23 protein-coding genes and 1 tRNA gene are annotated in these 21385 nt (G+C 66.4%); 9 read left to right on the top strand and 15 right to left on the bottom strand.

What is annotated here, in order from left to right:
* Position 1: 1 nt before the first annotated feature.
* From ttuB to L1088_RS04570, 8 genes are all read right to left on the bottom strand, one after another.
* Complete coding sequence (ttuB, locus tag L1088_RS04605; protein WP_038045609.1) at positions 2-199, bottom strand: sulfur carrier protein TtuB; 198 nt, start codon at positions 197-199, stop codon at positions 2-4.
* A gap of 4 nt (positions 200-203) precedes the next feature.
* Positions 204-1331: an acetoin utilization protein AcuC gene (locus L1088_RS04600; RefSeq protein WP_234553923.1), complete on the bottom strand. Its 1128-nt coding sequence runs from the start codon at positions 1329-1331 to the stop codon at positions 204-206.
* Complete coding sequence (locus tag L1088_RS04595; RefSeq protein ID WP_234553922.1) at positions 1325-1951, bottom strand: CBS and ACT domain-containing protein; 627 nt, start codon at positions 1949-1951, stop codon at positions 1325-1327. Before L1088_RS04595 ends, L1088_RS04600 begins: the two co-directional genes overlap by 7 nt.
* Positions 1952-2022: 71 nt before the next feature.
* Positions 2023-3006, bottom strand: coding sequence for an ABC transporter ATP-binding protein (locus L1088_RS04590; protein ID WP_234553921.1), 984 nt, complete (start codon positions 3004-3006; stop codon positions 2023-2025).
* Positions 3003-4022 (bottom strand): ABC transporter ATP-binding protein, encoded by a 1020-nt coding sequence (locus L1088_RS04585; RefSeq protein WP_234553920.1) that lies wholly within the window; start codon positions 4020-4022, stop codon positions 3003-3005. Before L1088_RS04585 ends, L1088_RS04590 begins: the two co-directional genes overlap by 4 nt.
* Before the next feature lie 72 nt (positions 4023-4094).
* A complete protein-coding gene (locus tag L1088_RS04580; RefSeq protein WP_234553919.1) occupies positions 4095-5444 on the bottom strand; it encodes an ABC transporter permease in 1350 nt (449 codons plus the stop codon).
* 16 nt (positions 5445-5460) lie between these two features.
* Positions 5461-6444 carry an ABC transporter permease gene (locus L1088_RS04575; RefSeq protein WP_234553918.1) on the bottom strand — a complete coding sequence of 328 codons (984 nt, stop codon included), beginning with the start codon at positions 6442-6444 and terminating at the stop codon, positions 5461-5463.
* Between the two features lie 55 nt (positions 6445-6499).
* On the bottom strand, positions 6500-8251 hold the full coding sequence (locus L1088_RS04570) for an ABC transporter substrate-binding protein (protein ID WP_234553917.1): 1752 nt from the start codon (positions 8249-8251) through the stop codon (positions 6500-6502).
* Between the two features lie 128 nt (positions 8252-8379).
* Here L1088_RS04570 and L1088_RS04565 point away from each other — a divergent pair, with 128 nt between their 5' ends.
* The 4 genes from L1088_RS04565 to L1088_RS04550 all read left to right on the top strand — a co-directional run bounded on the left by L1088_RS04565 (position 8380) and on the right by L1088_RS04550 (position 12138).
* Entirely contained in the window at positions 8380-9411 is a 1032-nt protein-coding gene (locus L1088_RS04565; RefSeq protein WP_234553916.1) for a zinc-binding dehydrogenase, read from the top strand.
* 79 nt (positions 9412-9490) lie between these two features.
* Complete coding sequence (locus L1088_RS04560; protein ID WP_234553915.1) at positions 9491-10498, top strand: NAD(P)/FAD-dependent oxidoreductase; 1008 nt, start codon at positions 9491-9493, stop codon at positions 10496-10498.
* A gap of 63 nt (positions 10499-10561) precedes the next feature.
* Complete coding sequence (locus L1088_RS04555) at positions 10562-11110, top strand: LabA-like NYN domain-containing protein (protein WP_234553914.1); 549 nt, start codon at positions 10562-10564, stop codon at positions 11108-11110.
* Between the two features lie 8 nt (positions 11111-11118).
* Positions 11119-12138, top strand: coding sequence for a hypothetical protein (locus tag L1088_RS04550; protein WP_234553913.1), 1020 nt, complete (start codon positions 11119-11121; stop codon positions 12136-12138).
* Here the strand turns inward: L1088_RS04550 and L1088_RS04545 are convergent.
* The gene (locus tag L1088_RS04545) at positions 12135-12668 is read right to left on the bottom strand and encodes a ribonuclease FAU-1 family protein (RefSeq protein ID WP_234553912.1); all 534 of its coding nucleotides are present in this window, start codon (positions 12666-12668) and stop codon (positions 12135-12137) included. The genes L1088_RS04550 and L1088_RS04545 overlap by 4 nt on opposite strands.
* A gap of 30 nt (positions 12669-12698) precedes the next feature.
* On the bottom strand, positions 12699-12890 hold the full coding sequence (locus tag L1088_RS04540) for a YgaP family membrane protein (RefSeq protein ID WP_038045571.1): 192 nt from the start codon (positions 12888-12890) through the stop codon (positions 12699-12701).
* Positions 12891-12977: 87 nt separating this feature from the next.
* Here L1088_RS04540 and L1088_RS04535 point away from each other — a divergent pair.
* Together L1088_RS04535 and L1088_RS04530 are read left to right on the top strand one after the other, a co-directional pair.
* Positions 12978-13054: transfer RNA gene (locus L1088_RS04535), tRNA-Ile, on the top strand.
* A 103-nt stretch (positions 13055-13157) separates the two neighbouring features.
* Positions 13158-13487, top strand: a complete 330-nt coding sequence (locus tag L1088_RS04530; protein ID WP_234553911.1) for a tRNA-binding protein — start codon at positions 13158-13160, stop codon at positions 13485-13487.
* Here L1088_RS04530 and L1088_RS04525 read toward each other — a convergent pair.
* A complete protein-coding gene (locus L1088_RS04525) occupies positions 13484-14515 on the bottom strand; it encodes an SIS domain-containing protein (protein WP_234553910.1) in 1032 nt (343 codons plus the stop codon). The two genes, L1088_RS04530 and L1088_RS04525, sit on opposite strands and share 4 nt — an antisense overlap.
* Before the next feature lie 33 nt (positions 14516-14548).
* Here L1088_RS04525 and L1088_RS04520 point away from each other — a divergent pair, with 33 nt between their 5' ends.
* Genes L1088_RS04520 through uvrA form a run of 3 tightly spaced genes read left to right on the top strand, consistent with a single transcriptional unit; the run spans position 14549 to position 18064 of the window.
* A complete protein-coding gene (locus L1088_RS04520) occupies positions 14549-14770 on the top strand; it encodes a toxin-antitoxin system HicB family antitoxin (protein WP_135259633.1) in 222 nt (73 codons plus the stop codon).
* Entirely contained in the window at positions 14767-15165 is a 399-nt protein-coding gene (locus tag L1088_RS04515; RefSeq protein ID WP_135259632.1) for a type II toxin-antitoxin system VapC family toxin, read from the top strand. The genes L1088_RS04520 and L1088_RS04515 overlap by 4 nt, the downstream gene beginning before the upstream one ends.
* Before the next feature lie 40 nt (positions 15166-15205).
* The gene (uvrA, locus tag L1088_RS04510; RefSeq protein ID WP_234553909.1) at positions 15206-18064 is read left to right on the top strand and encodes an excinuclease ABC subunit UvrA; all 2859 of its coding nucleotides are present in this window, start codon (positions 15206-15208) and stop codon (positions 18062-18064) included.
* A gap of 22 nt (positions 18065-18086) precedes the next feature.
* On the opposite strand, the gene L1088_RS04505 is transcribed toward uvrA, so the two are convergent.
* From L1088_RS04505 to L1088_RS04490, 4 genes are read right to left on the bottom strand one after another with little or no spacing between them, the layout of a single operon-like run.
* Positions 18087-18725, bottom strand: a complete 639-nt coding sequence (locus L1088_RS04505) for a TetR/AcrR family transcriptional regulator (RefSeq protein WP_234553908.1) — start codon at positions 18723-18725, stop codon at positions 18087-18089.
* 25 nt (positions 18726-18750) lie between these two features.
* Positions 18751-19245 carry a DJ-1/PfpI family protein gene (locus L1088_RS04500; protein WP_038041638.1) on the bottom strand — a complete coding sequence of 165 codons (495 nt, stop codon included), beginning with the start codon at positions 19243-19245 and terminating at the stop codon, positions 18751-18753.
* A gap of 9 nt (positions 19246-19254) precedes the next feature.
* A complete protein-coding gene (locus L1088_RS04495) occupies positions 19255-20454 on the bottom strand; it encodes an FAD-dependent oxidoreductase (RefSeq protein WP_234553907.1) in 1200 nt (399 codons plus the stop codon).
* A gap of 56 nt (positions 20455-20510) precedes the next feature.
* Entirely contained in the window at positions 20511-21365 is an 855-nt protein-coding gene (locus L1088_RS04490) for an NAD(P)H-dependent flavin oxidoreductase (RefSeq protein ID WP_038043405.1), read from the bottom strand.
* Positions 21366-21385 lie beyond the last annotated feature (20 nt).

Raw genomic sequence — 21385 nt, 5'->3', positions numbered from 1 at the left:
CCTAACCCCCCGAGATGGCGGAGAGGACCTCGAGGGTCTCCCCTTCCCCCACCCTCTCGTCCGGGGTGAGGAGCTCCTCGCCCCGGATCACCACCACCGTTTCCGGATTTAAGCCTAGCTCCAGGAGGACCTCCTTCAGCGGCCTATCCCCCTTCACCTCCACCTCTTTGCGCTCGGGCAGGCGCAGAATGACCTTCACCCCGCTAGTGTAGCAGGTGGGGCCCCACCAGCTCCGTGAGCCTTTGCAGGGTGAGGCGGTTGCGCTTTTCGATCTCGGGCTTTCGGGGAATTTCCGGGTAGGGGGCCCTGGGGTCATGGAGGGTAGGGGTGAGGGGCTTCCCCAGCCTCGCCTCCCACGCCGAGCGCCAGCCCTCGGGCAGGCGCTCGGGGAGGGAAAGGCCGTGGAACACGTGGTAGAGCAGGGCCCAGACCCGGACCGCCGCGTCCAGGCTGTACCCGCCCCCCAGGGTGAAGAGCACCCTGCCCCCGGCGTAGGCTTCGGCGTACTGAAGCACCAGGCGGAAAAGCCTCTCGTAGGCCCGGGTGGTGAGGAGAAGGTCCGCCAAGGGGTCCAGGAAGTGGGCGTCCGCCCCCGCCTGAACCACCAGAACGTCCGGACGGAAAGCCGCCAAAGCCCAAGGTACCAGGGCCTCGAAGACCTCGAGGTAGCTTTCGTCCTCGGTAAAGGGCTCCAAGGGCAGGTTGAGCTTCCTACCCGCCCCTCCCCCCTTGCCGATCTCGTGCACGTGGCCGGTGCCGGGAAAGAGGTAGCGCCCGGACTCGTGGAGGCTCAGGGTGAGGACCTCCTTCTCCTCGTAGTGAAGCCACTGCACCCCGTCCCCGTGGTGGACGTCGATGTCCAGGTAGGCCACCCTAAGCCCAGCGCGGGTGAGGCGGCGGATGGCCACAGAAAGGTCGTTGTAGACGCAAAAGCCCGAGGCCCGGTCGTACTGGGCGTGGTGGAGGCCCCCGCCCAGCTGGAGCACCCGCTTTTCCCCCGCCAGAATGCGCCTCGCCCCCTCCAGGGTCCCCCCCACCAGCACCCGGGCCGCCTGGTCCATGCCTGGGAAGACGGGGGTGTCCCCCGTGCCCAGGCCGTAGTGTTCCAGGTCGGACACCTTCTCCCCCCGGCTTGCCGCCTCCACCCGCCGCACCAGCCGCTCGGAATGAACGGAGAGCACCTCCTCCCGGGTGGCCTCCGGCGGGGCCAGGGGCTCCTGCCAAACCCCTAGGGCCTTCAGGAGGGAGGTGAGCATCTCCAGCCGCACCGGGCTGAAGGGGTGATGGGGCCCGAGATCGTAGAGGCGGTACTCCTCCCGGTAGATCACCATGGCTTCTTGGGCGGCCAGAGGACATCAAAACCTTCCTGGCGGAGGCCCTCCGCCAGGAGGTGGGTCTCCAAGGTGTTCACCCGCACCACCGCCCGCACCCGGTCCCCGTCCTCGGGGTAGGAGAGGAGGGAGTGGATGTTGACCCCCCGTCCCGCCAGGAACCCCGTGAGCCGGGCCAGCTCCCCCACGCGGTCGGGCAGGCGCACCTCCAGCCGCCCGGAAGGCTCCGTAACCCCGGTGAGCTTCAGGAGGGCATCCAAAAGGTCGATCCCCGTCACAATCCCCACCAGGCGGCCGTCCTCCAGGACCGGCAACGAGCCAATCTTCCGCTCCCGCATCACCCGGGCCGCCTCCTCCACGGGGTCCAAGGGATGGGAGGTGATCACGTCCTTGGTCATCACGTCCCCCACCTGGGTGCACCCCGGGCAGGGGCCTTGAGGGTTCAGGTGGCTGGTGGCCAGGCGGATGTCTCGGTCGGTGATGATCCCCACCAGCCGCCCGTCCGCCACCACGGGGAGGTGGCGGATGCCTCGTTCCAGGAGGAGCTTGTAGGCGTCCTCGAGGGTCCACTCCGGCCCCACGCTTATCACGGGACCGTGCATCACGTCCTTGACCAGCATGGGAAAAGTATACCCCGGCGGGTTGGTCCCCGCCGGGGCCCCCACCCTGACGGCGTCAGGGTGGGTTGGCGTTAGAGGATGTCATCCCGGATGCAGGCCTTAAAGTGGCCGGGGCTCACCTCCTTGAGCTCGGGCACCACCTGGGCGCACTCGGGGAGGGCATAGCGGCAGCGGGTGCGGAAGACGCAACCCGAGGGCGGGTTGATGGGGGAAGGGATGTCCCCCTGAAGGACGATCCGCTCCCGCTTCACCGTGGGATCGGGGATGGGCACCGCCGAGAGCAGGGCCTCGGTGTAGGGGTGCTTGGGGTTGCGGTAGAGCTCCTTGGAGGAGGCGATCTCCATCACCTTGCCCAGGTACATCACCGCTACCCGGTCGGAGATGTACTCCACCACCGCCAGGTCGTGGGCGATGAAGAGGAGGGTTAGCCCCAGCTCCTCCTTCAGGTCTTGCAAGAGGTTCACCACCTGAGCCTGGATGGACACGTCCAGGGCGGAAACCGGCTCGTCGGCCACGATGAAGTCCGGGGCCACCGCCAGGGCCCGGGCGATGCCGATGCGCTGACGCTGCCCGCCCGAGAACTCGTGGGGGTAGCGACGCATGTGGTCCGGGGAAAGCCCTACCAGCTTCAAAAGCTCCGCCACCCGCTCGGTCCGCTCCTCGGGGGTCTTGCCGATGCCGTGGATGATGAGGGGTTCGGCAATGATATCCCCCACGGTCATGCGCGGGTTCAAGGAGCTGAAGGGGTCCTGGAAGATGATCTGCATGCGGCGGCGGTAGGGCCTCAGCTTGTCCTTGGGCAGCTCGGTGATGTCCTGCCCGTCAAAGAGGATGCGCCCCCCCGTGGGCTCGATCAGGCGCAAGAGGGTGCGGCCTACAGTGGTCTTACCGCTCCCCGACTCCCCCACCAGACCCAGCACCTCCCCCTTCCGGATGGCAAAGGACACCCCGTCCACCGCCTTGACGCTCCCCACCACTCGGGAAAGCACCCCGCCGCGAATGGGGAAGTGCTTCTTCAGGTCCCTAACCTCCAGGAGGACGTGGTTCCCGTTCATGCCCTAACCTCCCGGATGTCCCGCCAGCGCACGCAACGCACCTGGCGGCCGTCCCCCGCGTCTTCCAGCGGGGGGATTTCCCGGTCGCAAAGCCCCTCCACGTAGTGCTTGCACCGGGGGTGGAAAGCGCACCCCGAGGGCAGGTACAGGGGGTTGGGAACGTTGCCGGGGATGGCTTCGAGGCGCTCCTTATGCTCCGCCGCCAGGTCCAGCCGGGGCACGGAGTGGAGAAGCCCCCGGGTGTAGGGGTGGAGCGGTTCCTTGAACAGGGGAACCACATCCGCCTGCTCCACCGCCCGGCCCGCGTACATCACCACCACCCGGTCGGCCATCTCCGCCACCACCCCCAGGTTGTGGGTGATGAAGAGGATGCTCATGCCGATCTCCTCCTGGAGCTTCTTCATCAGCTCCAGGATCTGCGCCTGGATGGTCACGTCCAAAGCGGTGGTGGGCTCGTCGGCGATGAGCAAGGAGGGGTTGCAGGAAAGCGCCATGGCGATCATCACCCGCTGCCGCATCCCGCCGGACATCTGGTGGGGGTAGTTGGCAAGCCGCTTCTTGGGCTCAGGGATGCCCACCAGGTCCAGCATGTGGGCCGCCAGCTCCATGGCCTCCTTGCGGCTTTTCCCCTGGTGGAGCATGATGGCCTCGGCGATCTGGTCCCCCACCGTGTACACCGGGTTCAAGGAGGTCATGGGCTCTTGGAAGATCATGGCGATGTCGTTGCCCCGGATGCGGCGCATCTCCGCCTCCGAAAGCTTGGTCAGGTCCCGCACCTGCCCGTCCTTGCCCCGGAAGAGCACCTCGCCCCCCACGATCCGCCCAGGGGGGGTGGGAATGAGCCGCATGAGGGCCAAGGAGGTCACGCTCTTCCCCGAGCCCGACTCCCCCACCACCGCCAGGGTCTCCCCCTTATCCACGTGGAAGGACACCCCGTCCACCGCCTTCACCACCCCATCGTCGGTGAAGAAGTGGACCCTGAGGTCCTTCACCTCCAGTAGCCGCTTTTCGTCCATGCGCACTCCTTCGGGCACTGCCCTCAAAACACCTCACCCGTTATACGCCATACCCGGTCAAAAGAGAAGGGCCTACTGCCTCCGCCGGGGATCCAGGGCATCCCGCAGGCCATCGCCCAGGAAGTTCCAGGAAAGAACCGAGAGGAAGATGAAAAACCCCGGCCACAGCACCCACGGGCGGTCGGTGAAGGAGGCAAACCCCCCCTGCTGCGCCGCCTGCAGGAGGAGCCCCCAACTGGTATAGGGCTCCGTTACCCCCAAGCCCAGGAAGGAGAGGCCACTCTCCCCCAGGATAAACCCGGGGATGGTGAGGGAGAGGCTCACGATCACGTAACTGGCCGTGGCGGGAAGCACATGTCGGGCGATGATGCGCCCGTCCGAGGCCCCCAGGGCCCTCGCCGCCTGCACGTAGTCCATCTCCCGCACCGAGAGGACAATGCCCCGCACCACCCGGGCCAGCCCCCCCCAGCCGATAAAGCCCAGTAGGCCCACCACGAGGTAGAAGGTGAGGAGGGGATCTACGTTGGTGGGAAAGACCGCCCGCAAGGAGATGAGGAGGAACAGGCTGGGAATAGCAGCGATGATCTCCACCGTGCGCATGATGAGGTCATCGGGGTCCAAGCGGAGAGGCTCCCGGAAGACCCGCCAGAGGATCGCCAGCGCCGCCCCCACCCCCAAGGTCAAGACCAAGCCGTCGATCCCGTAGGAGAACCAGTCCTTGCCCGGGCTCAGCCGCACGAAGGACCAGGCCAGGTACAGAGCCCCCATGGCCACGGCCACCCACAGGACGAGGCTCAAAGGCCCCAACACCAACCCCAGGCCCCGCCATGCCTTGGGGGGAAGGGAAAGGGCAAAGGGACGCCCGGAGAAGTAGCCGGCGATCCCCCCTAAAAGGAGCCCCAAGGCGAAGGACACCAAGGCCGAGAGGATACCGATGGTGAGCGAAACCTGCCCGCCGTAGACCACACGGCTGAAGAGGTCCCGGCCAAAGTTATCGGTACCCATGAGAAAGATGCGGCCCGGAGCCTCCACTCCGAAGAGCCGGAGGTCGGAGCGGAACACCTTGAAAATGGTATAGGGTTGTTCGGGAGTGCGCACGAAGAAGCGCAAGTAGAACTTGCCCTGAGAGGGGTCTTCCTCGTAGCGGGGCTGCAGGGTTACCGGGTCGATACTCCGATTGGTGGCATAGACAAAAGGTCGGCTGAGCCTTCCCGTTTCCGGGTCCACAAAGTAAATGCGGGTGGGCGGGTGGTGGCCCTTGGGCGGGTAGAGCTCGTAGTAGTTGGGGTCGTAGGGGCTGAAAAACCCCGCAAAAGCGGCCATCAGGTAAAGCACCAAAAGAATACGCCCGCCCCAAACCGCCAGGCGGTGCTTGCGGAACTGGCGCAGAACCAGATGCGTCCGGGTAGCGTTGGCAGACATAGCCACAGCTCACCCCCTATTCGTAGCGGATCCTGGGGTCCACCCAGGCCAGAAGAAGGTCGGAGATGAGGTTCCCCACCATGAGGAGAACGAGGCTCACGGTAAGGAAGCCTGCGATGACGTAGAGGTCCTGGTTGGCGATGGCATCCAGGAAGAAGGGGGTAATGCCCGGCCAAGCCATGACCACCTCCACGAAGCCCGCCCCCGAGATGAGGCTAGGAAGGAGGCCGCCCAAGGTGGCGACGAAGGGGATCACCGCGTTGCGAAAAGCGTGCTTGTAGAGCACCACCCGCTCGGCCAGGCCCTTGGCCCGAGCGGTGCGGATGTAGTCCTGGCCCAATACCTCCAGCATCTGCCCCCGCATGAGGCGGGAAAGCCCAGCGATGTCGTTGGCAGTGGCCACCAGCACAGGCACCACCGCGTGCCAGGCGATGTCCAGAAGCTGGCGCAAGGGCGGTAGCTGCTCAAAGCCGCTGGAGGTCATGCCGGAAACAGGGAAGATCAAGGTCCCGGTGCGAAACTTGATTTGCAAAAGGATGTAGATGGCGATGAGGGCCAGGAAGAAGCTGGGAATGGAAAGGCCAAGGTAGGCCAGGAAGGAGAGGAGGCGGTCTCCCAAGGAGTACTGGCGCACCGCGCCATACACCCCGATGGGGATGGCCACCAGGTAGAGGAGGAGGGTGGAGGGGAGGACAATCACCATGGAGTTCACCACCCGGGGCCAGATGACCTCGAGGACCGGCGCCTGGTAGGCAAAGGAGTACCCCAGATTCAGATGGAGGATGTTGTTCATCCAGAGGAGGTACTGCTCGTGCACGGGCCGGTCCAGCCCGAACTGGGCCCGCAGGCGGGCAATGGTCTCCGGGGTCACCTTGGGGTCTAGCTCCAGCTGGGTGAGGTAGTCCCCTGGGGCCATCTGGATGATGAGGAAGGCCAAGAAGGTGGCCCCGAAAAAGGTAGGGATCAGGTAAAGGATACGGCGCAGGATGTAAGCGGTCATAGCTTCTGAAAGGCCCCCCGGGGCACCCTGGCCCCGGGGGACACACAGGGCTAGCTCACTTCTTGATGAAGGTCAGCTCCAGCTCCCGCTGGCCCCAAATGGCGCTGATGATGGCGTCGGGGTGCTCGCCGCCCAGGCGGTTGTTCCAGGCAGGGTGGTAGTTGGGCCCGGCGATGTAGATGACAGGCAAGAGCTGCGCCTCGATCTGCTGCATCTGGAAGCCGATCTCCCGCCGCTTTTGGAAGTCCAGTTCCGTGCGTCCGCGGGAGTAGAGGGCGTCCAGCTGGGTCTCCCGCGGGTCGATGCACTGGCCCGACTTGTTCCACATGTGCAGGTTGCCCTTGCAGGGCACCACGTTGGACCCAAAGGGCCAGTCCAGGTCCCCGCCGGAAAGGCCGATGATGATGGCATCAAAGGGCCGGTCGGGCCCGGAGGCAAGCAGCTGGCCCACCAGGGTGTTGAAGTCGATGGCGGTGAAGTTCACCTTCACCCCCACCTTTTTGGCCTCGTCCACGAAGAGCTTGGCCATCTGCTCCCGCTGGGCGTTGCCGGCGTTAGTGGCGAGGTTGAACTCCAGCCGCCGCCCCCTGCCGTCCACCAGGTAGCCTTCCTTGTCCTTCTTGGTGAAGCCCAGCTCCGCCAGGAGCTTGGCCGCCTCTTGCAGGTTGTACTCGTACTTGGGCACCCTGGGGTTGATCCACTGGGTGAGCACGGGGTAGACGCTGGTGTACATGGGGGTGCCCAGACCACCGTAGACGATGTCCACCACCGCCTGGCGGTTCACGATGTGGCTCATGGCCCGGCGGAACTTGTCGGAGCGGAAGAGGCTTTGCTTGAAGGGATCCGAGGCCTTGTTCCAGTTAAAGACCATGAACTGGCTACTGGCCACCGGAGAGGCGTTCACCTTGATGGTGGCGTCCAGGCGGCCCTGCTGGATGGCCTGGCGGATCTGGGAGATGTGGTCCACGGTGGAGGGGGCCATCAAGTCAATGTTCCCCGCCAGGAACTCCGCCAGCTGGGCGTTAGTGTCCTTGACGATCCTGATCTCGTAGCGGTCCAGGTAGGGTACGGGGTTGCCCGCCTCATCCTTGTTCCACTCCCCGAAAGCAGGGTTACGCTTCAGCACCAGGCGCTCGCCGGGGCGGTAGCTCTCGATAAGCCAAGGCCCCCCAGACACGATCTTGTTCGGGTCCTCATTCAAGCCCCACATCTTCTTGATGCCTTCAGCCCCCTCCCTCTGGTACACAGGACCGAAGACATGGGCAGGCCAGGGCACGAAGGCAGCCACGGCAAACGCTGTGGCATCAGGCTTGGGGTAGGTGAAACGGATGGTGTAGTCGTCGATCTTCCGCAGGGTGATGGGCTTGCCGTCAATGAAGAAGGAATCGTAGCTGTTGGACCCCACCGCCTTGTCGGTGTGGATGCGCCAGGTGGTGATCCAGTCGTCGGCGGTGATGGGCCGGCCATCCGACCACTTCATGCCCCGGCGGATCTTGAAGGTGATCTCCAGCTTGTTGGGGCTCACCGTGAAGGACTCGGCCATGTAGGGGATCCAGTCCCCGGTGGTGGGGTCGCGGGTAACCAGGCCCCTGCCTCCGGAGATAATGCTGGGCACATTCCCCGACTCCGCGGTGATGAAGGGGTTAAAGGTGCGGTAATCGGAAATCACCGAGTTCCGCAGGGTGCCCCCCCGCTTCACCTCCTGGGGCTTGGCCACCGTCCACTTCTGGGGCCAGACGAAGGTCTGGGCGCCGGCCACGCCCGCCATAGCTAAAAGTCCCGCTACCACCAACCATCCTTTTCTCATAGGGCTCGCCTCCTCTTGCTTACGCCGGTAAGGGTACCCCCTCTTTCTAGACACTGTCAAGACTGCCCCCACACTATGCTTGACCCCTCGCCCTTGCCGTGGGAAAATCCCCTCCATAAGGAGGCGCGATGAAAGCCGTGGTCATGGAAGCCAGGGGGGGACCGGAGGTCCTCAAAGCGATGGAAGTCCCTACCCCCGAACCGGGCCCCAAGGAGGTGCGCATCCGAGTTAAGGCGGCGGCCCTCAACCACCTGGATGTCTGGGTGCGCAAAGGGGTAGCCAGCCCCAAGCTTCCCTTGCCCCATGTGCTGGGGGCTGATGCCAGCGGGGTGGTGGACGCGGTGGGACCGGGGGTAATCGCCTTCGCCCCGGGGGACGAGGTGGTGGTGAACCCCGGGCTCTCCTGCGGCCACTGCGAGCGGTGCCTGGCGGGGGAGGACAACCTCTGCGCCAAGTACGAGATCCTGGGGGAGCACCGCTGGGGTGCCTATGGGGAGTACCTGGTGGTGCCCGAGGTCAACCTCCTCAGGAAACCGTCAAACCTCTCCTTCGTGGAGGCCGCCGCCATCCCCCTCACCTTCCTCACCGCCTGGCAGATGGTGGTGGACAAGCTCGGGGTACGGCCCGGAGAGGACGTTCTGGTGATGGCCGCAGGCAGCGGGGTCAGCGTGGCCGCCATCCAGATCGCCAAGCTCTTCGGGGCCCGGGTCATCGCCACCGCAGGCTCGGAGGACAAGCTCCGAAGGGCCAAGGAACTTGGGGCCGACGAGACCGTGAACTACACCCACCCTGACTGGTACAAGGAGGTGCGCCGCCTTACTGGGGGTAAAGGGGCGGACAAGGTGGTGGACCACACCGGAGCCCTCTACTTTGAGGGGGTCATCCGCGCCACGGCCAACGGGGGGAAGATCGCCATCGCTGGGGCCTCCTCGGGCTACGAGGGCACCCTGCCCTTCGCCCACGTGTTCTTCCGCCAGATCAGCATCCTGGGTTCCACCATGGGCTCTAAAAGCCGCCTCTTCCCCATCCTCCGCTTCGTGGAACAGGGGAGGCTGAAGCCCGTGGTAGGCCAGGTACTGCCCCTCGAGGCGGCGGCGGAGGGGCACCGCCTTCTGGAGGAGCGGCGGGTTTTCGGCAAGGTGGTACTGGAGGTCGGGTAGCCCTCGGGCCCTTCGTCCCTTTACCGAAAAGGGGGCGGGGGCAGGGGGAAGTGCGTAGAATGCCAGGAGAGGTGAGGCCATGGAGCACACGGATGTGATCATCATCGGTGCGGGGCCTGCGGGGCTCTTTGCGGGGTTTTACGTGGGCATGCGGGGGCTTACCTTTCGCTTCATCGATCCCCTGCCTGAGCCCGGGGGACAGCTTTCCGCCCTCTATCCGGAAAAGTACATCTATGACGTGGCAGGCTTCCCCCAAGTCTACGCCAAAGACCTGGTGAAAGGTCTGGTGGACCAGGTGGCGCCCTTCAACCCCATCTACAACCTGGGGGAGCGGGCGGAGACCCTGGAGAAAGAGGGCGAACACTTTAAGGTGACCACCTCCTTAGGCCACACCTTCACCGCCAAGGCGGTGATCATCGCCGCAGGGGTGGGGGCTTTTGAGCCCAGGAGGCTGGGAGCCCCAGGGGAGCGGGAGTTTGAGGGGAAAGGGGTCTACTACGCCGTCAAGGCCAAGGCCGAGTTCCAAGGGAAGCGGGTCTTGATCGTGGGCGGGGGGGACAGTGCCGTGGACTGGGCCCTGAACCTCCTGGGCACCGCCCAGGAGATCACCCTGATCCACAGGAGGCCTCAGTTCCGGGCCCACGAGGCCAGCGTGAAGGAGCTTATGGAAGCCCACAACGCAGGCAGGCTGCGCGTCCTCACCCCCTACGAGGTGCGGCGGATCGAAGGGGACGGGGAGGTGCGCAAGGCGGTGATCTTCCACAACCAAACCCAGGAGGAGACGACGCTGGGGGTGGATGCGGTCCTCATCCTGGCCGGCTACCTCACCAAGCTGGGGCCTCTGGCGGGCTGGGGGCTGGAGCTGGAAAAGAACAAGATCAAGGTGGACACCACCATGGCCACCAGCATCCCCGGGGTCTACGCCTGTGGGGACATCGTCACCTACCCAGGGAAACTGCCCCTGATTGTCCTGGGTTTCGGCGAGGCCGCCATCGCCGCCAACCATGCGGCGGCCTACGCCAACCCCGCCCTCAAGGTCAACCCCGGCCACTCCTCGGAGAAGTCTGAGGAAAAGGCCCCTGCCTGAAGGCTTCGTCCCCTCGAGGCCCAGGGTACCCTGGGCCTCGGCTTTGCCTTAAGATGGGGGCATATGCGGGTTGCCCTTTTCATCGACGGGTCGTACATGTACCAGGCGGCCAAGCGCCTGGGCTGGAACGTGGACCACCGCCGGGTGCTCACCCAGTTCGCCACCCCAGAGCAGCTTTACAACGCTTTCTACTACGTGCCCATCACCGACCCCGAGGACGAGCGCCAGCAGCGCTTCATCGACGCCCTGGTCTTCATGGGTTACACGGTGCGAAGCCGCCTGGTCCGGGGAGAGCCCCGGTTTGAGGCCATGATGGCCACCGACCTCCTCACCACCTCCCCCCGCTGGGACCGGGCCATCGTGGCCAGCGGTTCCGGCGAGCTGGCGCACACCTTTAGTGCCCTGCGTTCCCTAGGCAAAGAGATTCACCTCTTGGGGCTCCACGAGCTGGCGGACCTGGAACTTAGAAACCAGGCGGACCGCTTCCTCAACCTCCCCGAGTGGCGGGAGGTGCTGGAAAGGACCCTGGGGGGCCGCCGCACCTACGTGGGGTATCCGGTGGAGGCCACCGTGGAGGTCGCCCCCGCGCCCGTGGAGGACCCCCAGGCTTAAGGCCGCCCATGCCCTTGGGGCCCTGGCTCGTCCTTCTGGCGGCGGGCCTTTTCTTTTTGGCCCTTCCCCTGCCCCCGCCCCCGCCCCCTTCGCCCAGCCTGCGAGACCTCCTGCCCTACCCGCGGCAGGAGCGGGAGGTCTGGGTGGCCCAGCACCTCGCCAACAAAGCCAGCCTCCAGCTTCTTCTGGGAGCTGAGGCCGCTCGGGCTTACGACCGGCTGGTGCGCCTGGAGCTGAAAAACCAGCGCTCCGGCAAGCGGGCCGCCTTCCTCGAGGCCCGGGAAGCTCTCCTGGCCGCACGGCACTGGGTTCAAGCCATCGGGCAGGCCTCGAGGGGAAACCGGGTTAGCCTGGAAGGCCTCCCCGTAGCGCCTCACCACGTCCTGCCCCACGCTACGGAGATCCGGGCCGCCGCCTCCGCCCTAGGGTTGCCTTACGGGGTGCTGGCAGCCATCGTGGACAACGAGCAGTACGGGGGGGACAAGGCCTTCGGCCTCTCCCGTGGCGTGCGCGAAGCGGCGGATACCCTGGCCGAGCGGCTGGCCACCCTCCAAGGGCAAGCTCCCCTGAGCCGGACCCTAGGCCTGGCGCAGATGAGCTGGGAGGACGCCCTGAAGCAGGAGGCCCGCCTGCAGCGCTTCGGAGCCTGGGACCCCGCCCGGCCCTTCCCCCGGAGCGAGGCGGAGGCCCGGCAAGCTCTGGAAGACCCCTACCTGAACCTGCTCTTCACCGCAAGCCGCCTCAGGGGCTACTTCAACGCCCTCCTGGGCCTTCCCCCGGAGGACACGCGCCCCCTCGAGGACCCCTGGCTTTTCTACCTAGGCCCCGCCTGGCACAACTATCCCCTAAGGGCGCAAAACCTAGAAACCTGGGAGGACAGCTTCCACGGCTTCTTCAAGGGCCTCTTCTACCAGGTGGCCCTAAAAAGGCGCTGGCACCTGGAGGGGCGCACCCTGAAACCCCTTAGGGCCTGGAGCCCCGGAGGGAACGAGGAGGGGCACATCCCCATGCCCCGCCTTCAACCCTAGATTCGCTCCATCCAGGGTAGGGGTTCCCCAGGGGGCAAGACGGGCCAGCGGCCCTCCCGCATGTGGCGGAAGATGGCCTCCACCGCTTTCTCTGCCTCCTCCACCCAGAGGCTGGGGTAAAGGGCGCGCTTGGCCAGGAATTCCTCCTGGTCAAAAACCTGGCAGGTGTGGTCGGCGCGGCACTTCACGTCCAGCTCCAGGTCGTACTGGCGAAACCCCTCTCCCGTCCACGCCGCCGGGGTCTGGACGTTCCAGTAGTACTCCAGGACCCGCCCCTCGCACACGTCGGGACCGCCGGAGTACCAGGCCCCGGGGAAGAAGGCCACGTAGGCGTCGTGGTCCAGCACCACCCTCCTACCCTTGGCCACATGGTGGAAGGTTCCCCCCTGGGGCAAAAGGGTGAGGACCCCTTCGGGGCGCACCTCCACCACCTTGGCCTCCCAGAAGTAATGCAGGCTATCCCCCGGGAACTTGTAAAACTCCACCCGCACGGGGTCCCCGGGAGCCACCGGCCAGGGCAAGGCCCCCATGCAAAGCGCCCAACGGACCCTGCGCCCTGTTTACTTCTTGGTGCTGATGCCCAGAACCTTGTAAAGGGCGCAGAAGCCGGTGATGGCCGTGAAAAGCAAAACGACGCCCACGATGCCCAAAATCCAGTTCCAGGGCGAAGCCGACTGGAAGGCAAAGTAGAAGAGGACCAAGGCCAAGACGAAACGGATGACCCGGTCGGTGGTGCTCTCGTTCACCGCCATGTTCCACCTCCGCCATCCAGCTTATACCAGAGCGGACCGGGACGTTTGGCCCCCTAGGCCCCTTGTGCTAGAATGAGCCTTCGGCGCGGGCCGTTAGCTCAAGCGGTCAGAGCGGCCGGCTCATAACCGGTTGGTTGCAGGTTCAAGTCCTGCACGGCCCACCAGCTTCAGGACCACACAAATCCCGCCTCCTGAGGAGGCGGGAACCCGTTTGTACCGCAAGCGTGCACCAACGCCCCGAAAGGCTCTTCCTGGCAAAATCCAGGTATGGACGCCCTGCACGCCTTCCAAACCCTGGACCTGCGGGTGGGCCGCATCCTGAGGGCTGAGCCCCACGAAAAGGCTAGGAAACCCAGCTACAAGCTCTGGGTAGACCTGGGGCCCTTGGGGGTGAAGACCTCCTCCGCCCAGATCACCGAGCTCTACCGCCCAGAGGATCTCATTGGCCGCCTGGTGGTCTGCGCGGTGAACCTGGGCACCCGCGTGATCGCCGGCTTCCCCTCGGAGGTCCTGGTCCTGGGGGCCAGGGACGGGGCGGGGCGGGTGGTGCTCCTAGCGCCGGAACGGGAGGTGCCTTTGGGGGAGAAGGTCTTCTAACGGGTCCGGGTCACCTTGGCCAGGTGGCGGGGGTGGTCCGGGTCCAGGCCTCGGGCGCGGGCCAGGGCCTCGGCCTTGGGGTAGAAGGCCTGGACCAGGAGGAGGGGGGTGAGCTCCGGCTCCAGGGCCACGGGAAGGGCCAGGGGGGTGTGGGCCAGGGCCAGGGCGTCGGGCTCCGGGGAGAGCACCAGGAGGTGGGCCCCCTTGGCCCGGAGGCCCTCCAGGGTCTTTAGGAAGCCCTCCAGGGCCTCATCCCCCTGCACCAGGGCCAAGAGGGGAAAGCCCTCCTCCAAAAGGGCCTGGGGCCCGTGCAGGAACTCCGCCGCGGAAAACCCCTCCGCGTGCAGGGCGGCCACCTCCTTGAGCTTGAGGGCCGCCTCGAGGGCCACGGGGTAGGTGAAGCCCCGGCCCAGGACGAAAAGGCGCTCCACGTCTTCCAGGTAGGCCAAATCCCCCCCGGCCACCAAGGCCCGGTGGAGGGCCTCAGGGAGGGCGGGGAGAGCCTCCCGGAGCCTCGTCTCTTCCAAGAGGTCGGCTAGGAGCTGGGCCGTGGCGGCCATCATGGCCAGGAAGCTCTTGGTGGCGGCCACCGCCCTTTCCTCCCCCGCGTGGAGGGGGAGGACCACCTCCGCCGCCCGGGCCAGGGGGCTGTCCTCCCGGTTCACCAGGGCCAGGGTGAGGACCCCCTGGCGGCGGTAGGCGGCCACGGTTTCCACCACGTCGGGGCTTTCCCCGCTTTGGCTATAGGCCAGGAGCAGGGAAGGCTGGGGAGGGCGGGGCAGGGCCCGGTACAGGGTGAGGACGGAAGGGGCCAGGGAGAGGGTGGGCCACCTTAGGCGGGCCTCGAGGAGGTACTTGGCGAAACGCGCCGCGTGGTCCGAACTCCCCCGGGCGGCGGTGAGGACCAAAGCCGGGGGACGCCGCCGGAGGAAGGCGGCGAGGTCCTTCACCTCGGCCGCGTTCTCCCGGAGAAGGCGCTCCACCACCTGGGGGGCTTCCTCCGCCTCGAGGCGCATGCGGGAAACCATGCCTTCATTCTATTCGCATGCTACAATCATGCCATGAGCACCCTCCAGATCAAGGGCCTTCCCCCCGAGCTCAAGGAGCGCCTCCTGCGCCGAGCCCGGGCCAGGGGAATCACTCTGAAGGAACTGGCCCTGGAAGCCCTCCGGAAGGAGCTGGAGACCGAGGAGTGGGAAGAGCGCCTTGGGAGGCGGGAACCCGCGAACCTAGGCGTTCCGGTAGCCAAGCTCCTAGAGGAGGTTCGGGAGGAACGGGAGTGAGGCGGCTCGTGCTGGACGCCTCCGCCGCGGGGGAGTACCTTCTCCGCACCCCCCTGGGCCAGGAGGTGGCGGCCCTGGTTCAAAGCGCCCTCCTCTTCGCCCCTGCTCTTTTGGACGCTGAGGTACTGGCCATTCTGCGCAAGGCGGTGCTCTCAGGGAGGCTAGGAGAGGCGCGAGCCCGGGAGGCCCTGGAAGACCTGGCCCGCTGGCCTCTGCGGCGGGTGGACCACCGCCTTCTCCTGGAAGAAGCCTGGGCTCTCAAGGACCGGGTCACGGCCTACGACGCCCTTTACGTGGCCTTGGCCCGAAAGCTTTCCGCCCCCCTGCTCACCGCCGATGGCCCCTTGGCCCGAGCCCCCGACCTAGGGGTTCCCTTGATCCACCTGCGTCCTTAGCCCCTGGTCCCTCCTGGGAAGGGGTGGTATACTTCCACGGATGGACCGCATCGTCATCCGGGGGGCACGGGAGCACAACCTCAAGAACTTCAACCTGGAGCTCCCGCGGGGCAAGTTCATCGTCATCACCGGGGTCTCGGGCTCGGGGAAGAGCACCCTGGCCTTTGACACCCTTTACGCCGAGGGGCAGCGGCGGTACGTGGAAAGCCTCTCCAGCTACGCCCGCCAGTTCCTGGGGGTCATGGACAAGCCGGAGGTGGAGAGCATCGAGGGCCTCTCCCCCGCCATCTCCATCGACCAGAAGACCACCAGCCACAACCCCCGGTCCACCGTGGGCACGGTCACGGAGATCCACGACTACCTGCGCCTCCTCTTCGCCCGGGTGGGCACCGCCTACTGCCCGGAGTGCGGCCGCCCCATCGAGAAACAGTCCGCCAGCGAGATCACCGACCGCCTCCTGCAGCGCCCCCCAGGCACCCGGGCCATCCTCCTGGCCCCCTTGGTCCGGGGGCGGAAGGGGGAGTACCGGAAGCTCTTCCAGCAGCTTATGAAGGAGGGGTACGCCCGGGTGCGGGTGGACGGGGTCATCTACCTCCTGGAGGAGGCCCAGAACCTAAACCTGGAAAAATATGAGAAGCACGACATCGACCTGGTAATCGACCGGGTGGTCCTCAAGGAGGAGGAGCGCCCCCGCATCGCCGAGGCGGTGGAGCTGGCCCTCCTCCGGGGGGAGGGGCTTCTGCGGGTCCTCTACCCCGACACGGGGGAGGAGGAGCTCCTCTCGGAGAAGTTCGCCTGCCCCGAGCACGGGAGCGTGCTGGAGGAGCTGGAACCCCGCATCTTTTCCTTCAACGCCCCCTACGGGGCCTGCCCCGCCTGCTCTGGCCTGGGGTATAAGCAAGAGTTTGACCCCGAGCTCATCGTGAACCCCGAGCTCTCCCTGGCCGAGGGGGCCATCCTGCCCTGGGCCCGGGGCCGGGACACGGGCCGGAGCTACCTTTGGGACCGGCTCAGGGCCTTAGCGGAGCACCTGGGCTTTGACCTCAGGACCCCCTTCAAGGACCTGCCGGAGGCGGCTAAGCAGGCGGTGCTCTACGGCCTGCCCGAGCCCTTTGAGGTGGTCTTCCGCCGTGGGGGGAAGGAGACCTTCCGGGTGGAGGTCCACTACGAGGGGGTCATCCCTTGGCTACAGAAGCGGTACCAGGAAGCGGAGTCCGAGGGGGTCAAGGAGGTGCTGGAAGGCTTCATGTCGCAAAAGCCCTGCCCCGTGTGCGGGGGCACCCGCTACAAGAAGGAGGTGCTCTCGGTGCGGGTGGCGGGGCGGAACATCGCCGAGGTTTCCGCCCTGCCCGTGCGGGAAGCCCTGGAGTTCTTCCAGAACCTCGAGGAGAAGCTCACCCCCTTCCAGGCCCAGATCGCCCGGCCCATCCTGCGGGAGATCGTGGAACGCCTGGGCTTTTTGGTGGGGGTGGGCCTGGACTACCTGACCCTGGACCGGGCGGCCAACACCCTCTCCGGGGGGGAGGCCCAGCGCATCCGCCTGGCCACCCAAGTGGGAAGCGGGCTCACCGGGGTCTTGTACGTGCTGGACGAGCCCTCCATCGGCCTCCACCCCCGGGACAACCAGCGCCTCATCCAAACCCTCAAGCGCCTCCAGTCCCTGGGCAACACCCTCATCGTGGTGGAACACGACGAGGAGACCATGCGGGCCGCGGACTGGATCGTGGACATGGGCCCGGGGGCGGGGATCCACGGGGGGGAGGTGGTGGCCGAAGGCCCCTTGGAGGCCATCCTGCAAAACCCCAGGAGCCTCACCGGGGCCTACCTCCGGGGGGAGAAGAGGATCCCGGTGCCCAAGGAGCGGCGCAAGGGAAACGGCAAGTGGCTGGTCCTTAAAGGAGCCCGGGAGCACAACCTGAAAAACGTCACCCTGCGCATCCCCCTGGGTCGCTTCGTGGCCGTCACCGGCCCCTCGGGCTCGGGGAAGAGCACCCTGATCCACGACGTCCTCTACGCCGCCCTGGCGCAGAGGCTCATGCGGGCCAAGACCACCCCGGGGGCTTTTGACGCCCTGGAGGGTCTGGAACACCTGGACAAGGTCATCGAGATCGACCAGTCCCCCATCGGCCGCACCCCCCGCTCCAACCCCGCCACCTACACCGGCATCTTCGACGAGATCCGCGACCTCTTCGCCAAGACCCCGGAGGCCAGGAAGCGGGGCTACGGCCCGGGCCGCTTCTCCTTCAACGTGAAGGGAGGGCGGTGCGAGGCCTGCGGCGGCGACGGCACGGTGAAGATCGAGATGCTCTTCCTGCCCGACCTCTACGTGCCCTGCGAGGTGTGCAAGGGCAAGCGCTACAACAAGGAAACCCTCGAGGTGAAGCTGAGGGGCAAGAGCATCGCCGACGTCCTGGACATGACCGCCGAGGAGGCCCTGGACTTCTTCCAGAACGTGCCCACCATCGCCCGCAAGCTCCAGCTCATGGTGGACGTGGGCCTGGGGTACATGCGCCTGGGCCAGCCCTCCCCCACCCTTTCCGGGGGAGAGGCCCAGCGGATCAAGCTGGCCACGGAGCTGGGCCGCAAGGCCACGGGCCGCACCCTCTACATCCTGGACGAACCCACCACCGGCCTCCACTTTGACGACGTGGCTAAGCTCCTTTCCGTCCTCCACCGCCTGGTGGACGCGGGGAACACCGTGGTGGTCATCGAGCACAACCTGGACGTGGTCAAGACCGCCGACTGGGTCATCGACCTGGGCCCCGAGGGGGGGGACCGGGGCGGGGAGATCGTGGCCGAGGGTACCCCGGAGGAAGTGGCCCTCACGGGTAGCCCCACAGGAGTCTTTTTGGCCAGAATCCCCGAGATCGCCGAGCGGCTAAAGGTGGCCGCGGACTAAGCGCCCNGCGGGGGGGGGGTACTTAAGCCTTGGCTTTGGGGGATTTCCTGGAAACCTGGGCGGGCTGGCTGCGGGCCAGGATCCCCTCCAGGGCCAAGGACAAGGATTTCTCCACCTCCCCCCCGAAGTCCCGGTTAGGGGTATAGGCCGCCCAGCGCAAGGCGGCAAGGAAGTAAAGATCGGCCAAGGTGCGGCCCATGCGTTCCAAGGAAAGGTCCTGCCGCACCACCCCCTTATCCCGCAAAGGCTTTAGGACCTCGGCGATCAGGTCCCCCAAAGGCAGGGCCATGAAGGCCGCCTTGGCCCGGATGGGGTCGGGGTTTAACAGCTCATAGAGGAGAGGCAAGAGGAGATCCTTCTCCGCCTGGGTAAAGGCCGCAAGCCTCCCGAAGAGGTAGCGCAAAAGGGCCAGGGGATCCTCCCCCTGGGCAAGCCGACGCCTAACCTCACCCCGAAGGTCCGCCAACAGGAGACTTCCGTACTCCAGGAGTACCGCCTCCTTGTAGGGGTAGTAGTTGAAGAAGGTACCCCGGGACACGTGGGCGGCCTTGGCGATGTCGGTGGCGGTGGTTTCCCGGAAGCCCTGCTGGCGAAAAAGGGCCATGGCCGCCTGAAAGATGCGCTCCCGGCGCCGCTTTTTCTGATACTCCCTCGCGGTCATGGGGGTAGTGTACTACCGTATAAACTCAAAGCTCAATCGCTTTTTGCGCCCAATCTTCTAAAGCCTTAAGCAGGGACAATCCCCCCAGGGTGGTATAGACCTTGGCCTCCCGGTGGAAGGAACCATCCGCCACCTGGTAGCCCTGCTTGGCCAAGGCCTGGGCCACCTCGGCCGTGGCCGCCACCCGGGGAGGCAACCGGCCCACCTCCGCCAGGAAGAGGTGGGCGTTGAAGCCCAAAAACACCGCCTCTAATCCCTCCCACATCTCCTCCACAAAGGCCACATAGGAGGGATCCCGGGCCATCCGGCCTGGCCTTTTGGCCCCCGGGATGAGGAGGACTTCCGGGGGTGGGGCTGCGGGGAAGGCGTAGGTGGGAGTCCAAACGGAGCCTGCCAGGGCCGGGGTTCCCTTGCGGCCCTTGGCCACGGTATAGGCGGGAAGGCCTAGGCGCTTGGCCGCCTCGAGGGCTAGGGCCGCCTCCAGCTCGGAGAACTCGGGGAGGAGCAAGATGGCTAGCACTTTAGACCATTATGGCAGAAGCCGGTAGAGGAGAAGGGCCGCCTCCCCCCGGGTCACGGGATCGGCACCTGAAAGCCTGCCCTCCCCCAGCGCCTGCAAGAGCTGATTCAAGGTGAGCCGCTTCAAGGGCTTTTGCAGTTCCTCCCGGAAAAGCTCCCTGGCCTTCAGCACCACCCTGAGGCGCTCCTCAGGACCTTTTGCCCGGTAGTAGTGCTCCAGGTTGGCCAAAAAATCCCCCAGGAGAACGGGTTCAGAAAGGCCCAAGGAGCCTTTTAAGTACCCCGTCGTGGCTTGCGCCACGACGGGGTACTTAGGGGCCACCCCGGCCAGGTGGGCGGTGCCAAAGAGGAGGGGATCCTTCCCCCGCAGGTAGGCCACCACCCGCTCGGCCTCGAGGGCCGCTTCCACGCGCTTGCGCTCCAGGCTCAAAGGATCCGCCCCCTCCACCCCGAAGAGGAGGAGGGCGTTCACCAGGAGGCTTCCATCGTCTTGGCGGCTCAGGTTGAGGCCCCGGAGGGCGTAGCGGCTGGGATCGGAAGGCACGTACCCCCGCACCAGCTCCCCGAAACCCCAGCCGCTTCGCCCCCAGGCCCCTGCCCCTGTGCGCCGCACCTGCCCCTCGTAGTTCAGGGCCAAAAAGACCGCCCCCCAGGGCACCCCCTCCAGGCGGAAGACCAAGGTAGCGGCCATGCTCCGCCGGTCCAGGCCCGTGTCCTCCCGTCCCAGGGTGAAGCCGGCCCCGGCGCGGAAAGCCAGCTCGGCGGTGTCGGTGGCGTCCACGAAGTAGGGGGCCTGGAAAAGGCCCCCAGGGGTAGCCAGGGCCACCACGGTGCCCCCGTCCACCTCCACCCGGTCCAGGGGGGCCTCGAGGCGTAGCTCCACCCCGGCCTCCCGCAGCATGGCCAAAAGGGCCTCCTCTGCCCGCTTCACGTCAAAGGAAGCCTCCTCCCCAATGCGGCGGTAAAAGTCCAGGAAAAGCCCCCGCTGGAGCAGGCCCTCCTTGTCCTTGGCCAGGTCCAAGGTGGCCAACCACCCCTGGGTGAGGACCCCTCCCACCCCTCGCCCGGGCTCCAGGAGGAGCACCTTGAGGCCCTCCTGGGCCGCGGCCACGGCTGCCGTCACCCCTTGGGGGGTGGCCCCGTAGACCACCAGGTCATACTGGGCGAGCCCCAGGCCGAAAAAAAGGAGAAAGGCCAGCCACGTGCGCATGGCACCTCAGGAAAAGGCCCGGGGGCGTCCCCGGCGACCTTGCTCAGGATACCGGCTCAGGGCAGGGCTTGCTTGGCCTCCTGGTACTCGGCCACCAGCCGGGCCACCACCTCCTTGGCGGAAGGGAGATCCCGGATGAAGGCCACCCCGTGTCCAGCGGAGTAAACCTCCTTCCAGGCCTTGCCCCCGCCCTGGCGGAAGCGCTCCAAGGACTCCCGGAGGAAGTTGGCGGGCACCCCGGTCACCTCGGGGGTGTACTGGATGTCCTCAGGGGTGGCCCGGAGGAGGGCCTCCTTGTACTCCAAAGGCGCCTCCGACTCCAAGGTGGCGATGAAGCGGGTGCCGATGTAAGCCCCGTCCCCCAGGGCCAAGGCCGCCAGAAGCTGGCGGCCGGTGGCGATGCCCCCCGCGATGAGCACAGGTACGCCCAGCTCCTCCTTGAGCCAGGGCCCGAGGACAAAGGGGCTCACCATCCCGGCATGCCCCCCGGCCCCCGCGGCCACCGCCACCAGGGCATCGGCCCCGGCTTCCACCGCCTTTCTGCCGTGGCGCAGGCCCACCACGTCGCACCAGACCACCCCGCCGTAGGCCTTGACCCGCTCCACCACCGGGGTGGGATCGCCCAAGGAGGTGACCACCAGGGGCACCTTGCGCTCGGCCACGGCCTCGAGGTCCTCCCCTAGGCGCGGGTTGTCTTTCAGGATGAGGTTCACCCCGAAGGGCACCCCTTGGGGAAAGTGCTCCAGGAACTCCCGGAAGGCGGCGTGGGTGCGGAAGTTGAGGCTGGGAATGACCCCAATGGCCCCGGCCTCAGCCACCGCCTGAAGGAGCCTGGCTCCGGAAACCAGGAACATGGGCGCGGCCACGATGGGGTAGCGGATGCCCAGCATGCGGGTGATGGCGGTCTCCATGGGGGAGATTTTACCGGGTT

Source organism: Thermus caliditerrae, assembly GCF_021462525.1.
GTDB lineage: Bacteria > Deinococcota > Deinococci > Deinococcales > Thermaceae > Thermus > Thermus caliditerrae.
Note: the sequence above shows the minus strand (reverse complement) of the source record. Positions and strands in the feature narration are given on the sequence as shown.

Coding starts and splice junctions, on each gene's coding strand:
- L1088_RS04600 (WP_234553923.1), bottom strand. CDS start 1,331: ATGGTGATCTACCGGGAGGAGTACCGCCTCTACGATCTCGGGCCCCAT.
- L1088_RS04595 (WP_234553922.1), bottom strand. CDS start 1,951: ATGCTGGTCAAGGACGTGATGCACGGTCCCGTGATAAGCGTGGGGCCG.
- L1088_RS04590 (WP_234553921.1), bottom strand. CDS start 3,006: ATGAACGGGAACCACGTCCTCCTGGAGGTTAGGGACCTGAAGAAGCAC.
- L1088_RS04585 (WP_234553920.1), bottom strand. CDS start 4,022: ATGGACGAAAAGCGGCTACTGGAGGTGAAGGACCTCAGGGTCCACTTC.
- L1088_RS04580 (WP_234553919.1), bottom strand. CDS start 5,444: ATGTCTGCCAACGCTACCCGGACGCATCTGGTTCTGCGCCAGTTCCGC.
- L1088_RS04575 (WP_234553918.1), bottom strand. CDS start 6,444: ATGACCGCTTACATCCTGCGCCGTATCCTTTACCTGATCCCTACCTTT.
- L1088_RS04570 (WP_234553917.1), bottom strand. CDS start 8,251: ATGAGAAAAGGATGGTTGGTGGTAGCGGGACTTTTAGCTATGGCGGGC.
- L1088_RS04565 (WP_234553916.1), top strand. CDS start 8,380: ATGAAAGCCGTGGTCATGGAAGCCAGGGGGGGACCGGAGGTCCTCAAA.
- L1088_RS04560 (WP_234553915.1), top strand. CDS start 9,491: ATGGAGCACACGGATGTGATCATCATCGGTGCGGGGCCTGCGGGGCTC.
- L1088_RS04555 (WP_234553914.1), top strand. CDS start 10,562: ATGCGGGTTGCCCTTTTCATCGACGGGTCGTACATGTACCAGGCGGCC.
- L1088_RS04550 (WP_234553913.1), top strand. CDS start 11,119: ATGCCCTTGGGGCCCTGGCTCGTCCTTCTGGCGGCGGGCCTTTTCTTT.
- L1088_RS04545 (WP_234553912.1), bottom strand. CDS start 12,668: ATGGGGGCCTTGCCCTGGCCGGTGGCTCCCGGGGACCCCGTGCGGGTG.
- L1088_RS04540 (WP_038045571.1), bottom strand. CDS start 12,890: ATGGCGGTGAACGAGAGCACCACCGACCGGGTCATCCGTTTCGTCTTG.
- L1088_RS04530 (WP_234553911.1), top strand. CDS start 13,158: ATGGACGCCCTGCACGCCTTCCAAACCCTGGACCTGCGGGTGGGCCGC.
- L1088_RS04525 (WP_234553910.1), bottom strand. CDS start 14,515: ATGGTTTCCCGCATGCGCCTCGAGGCGGAGGAAGCCCCCCAGGTGGTG.
- L1088_RS04520 (WP_135259633.1), top strand. CDS start 14,549: ATGAGCACCCTCCAGATCAAGGGCCTTCCCCCCGAGCTCAAGGAGCGC.
- uvrA (WP_234553909.1), top strand. CDS start 15,206: ATGGACCGCATCGTCATCCGGGGGGCACGGGAGCACAACCTCAAGAAC.
- L1088_RS04505 (WP_234553908.1), bottom strand. CDS start 18,725: ATGACCGCGAGGGAGTATCAGAAAAAGCGGCGCCGGGAGCGCATCTTT.
- L1088_RS04495 (WP_234553907.1), bottom strand. CDS start 20,454: ATGCGCACGTGGCTGGCCTTTCTCCTTTTTTTCGGCCTGGGGCTCGCC.
- L1088_RS04490 (WP_038043405.1), bottom strand. CDS start 21,365: ATGGAGACCGCCATCACCCGCATGCTGGGCATCCGCTACCCCATCGTG.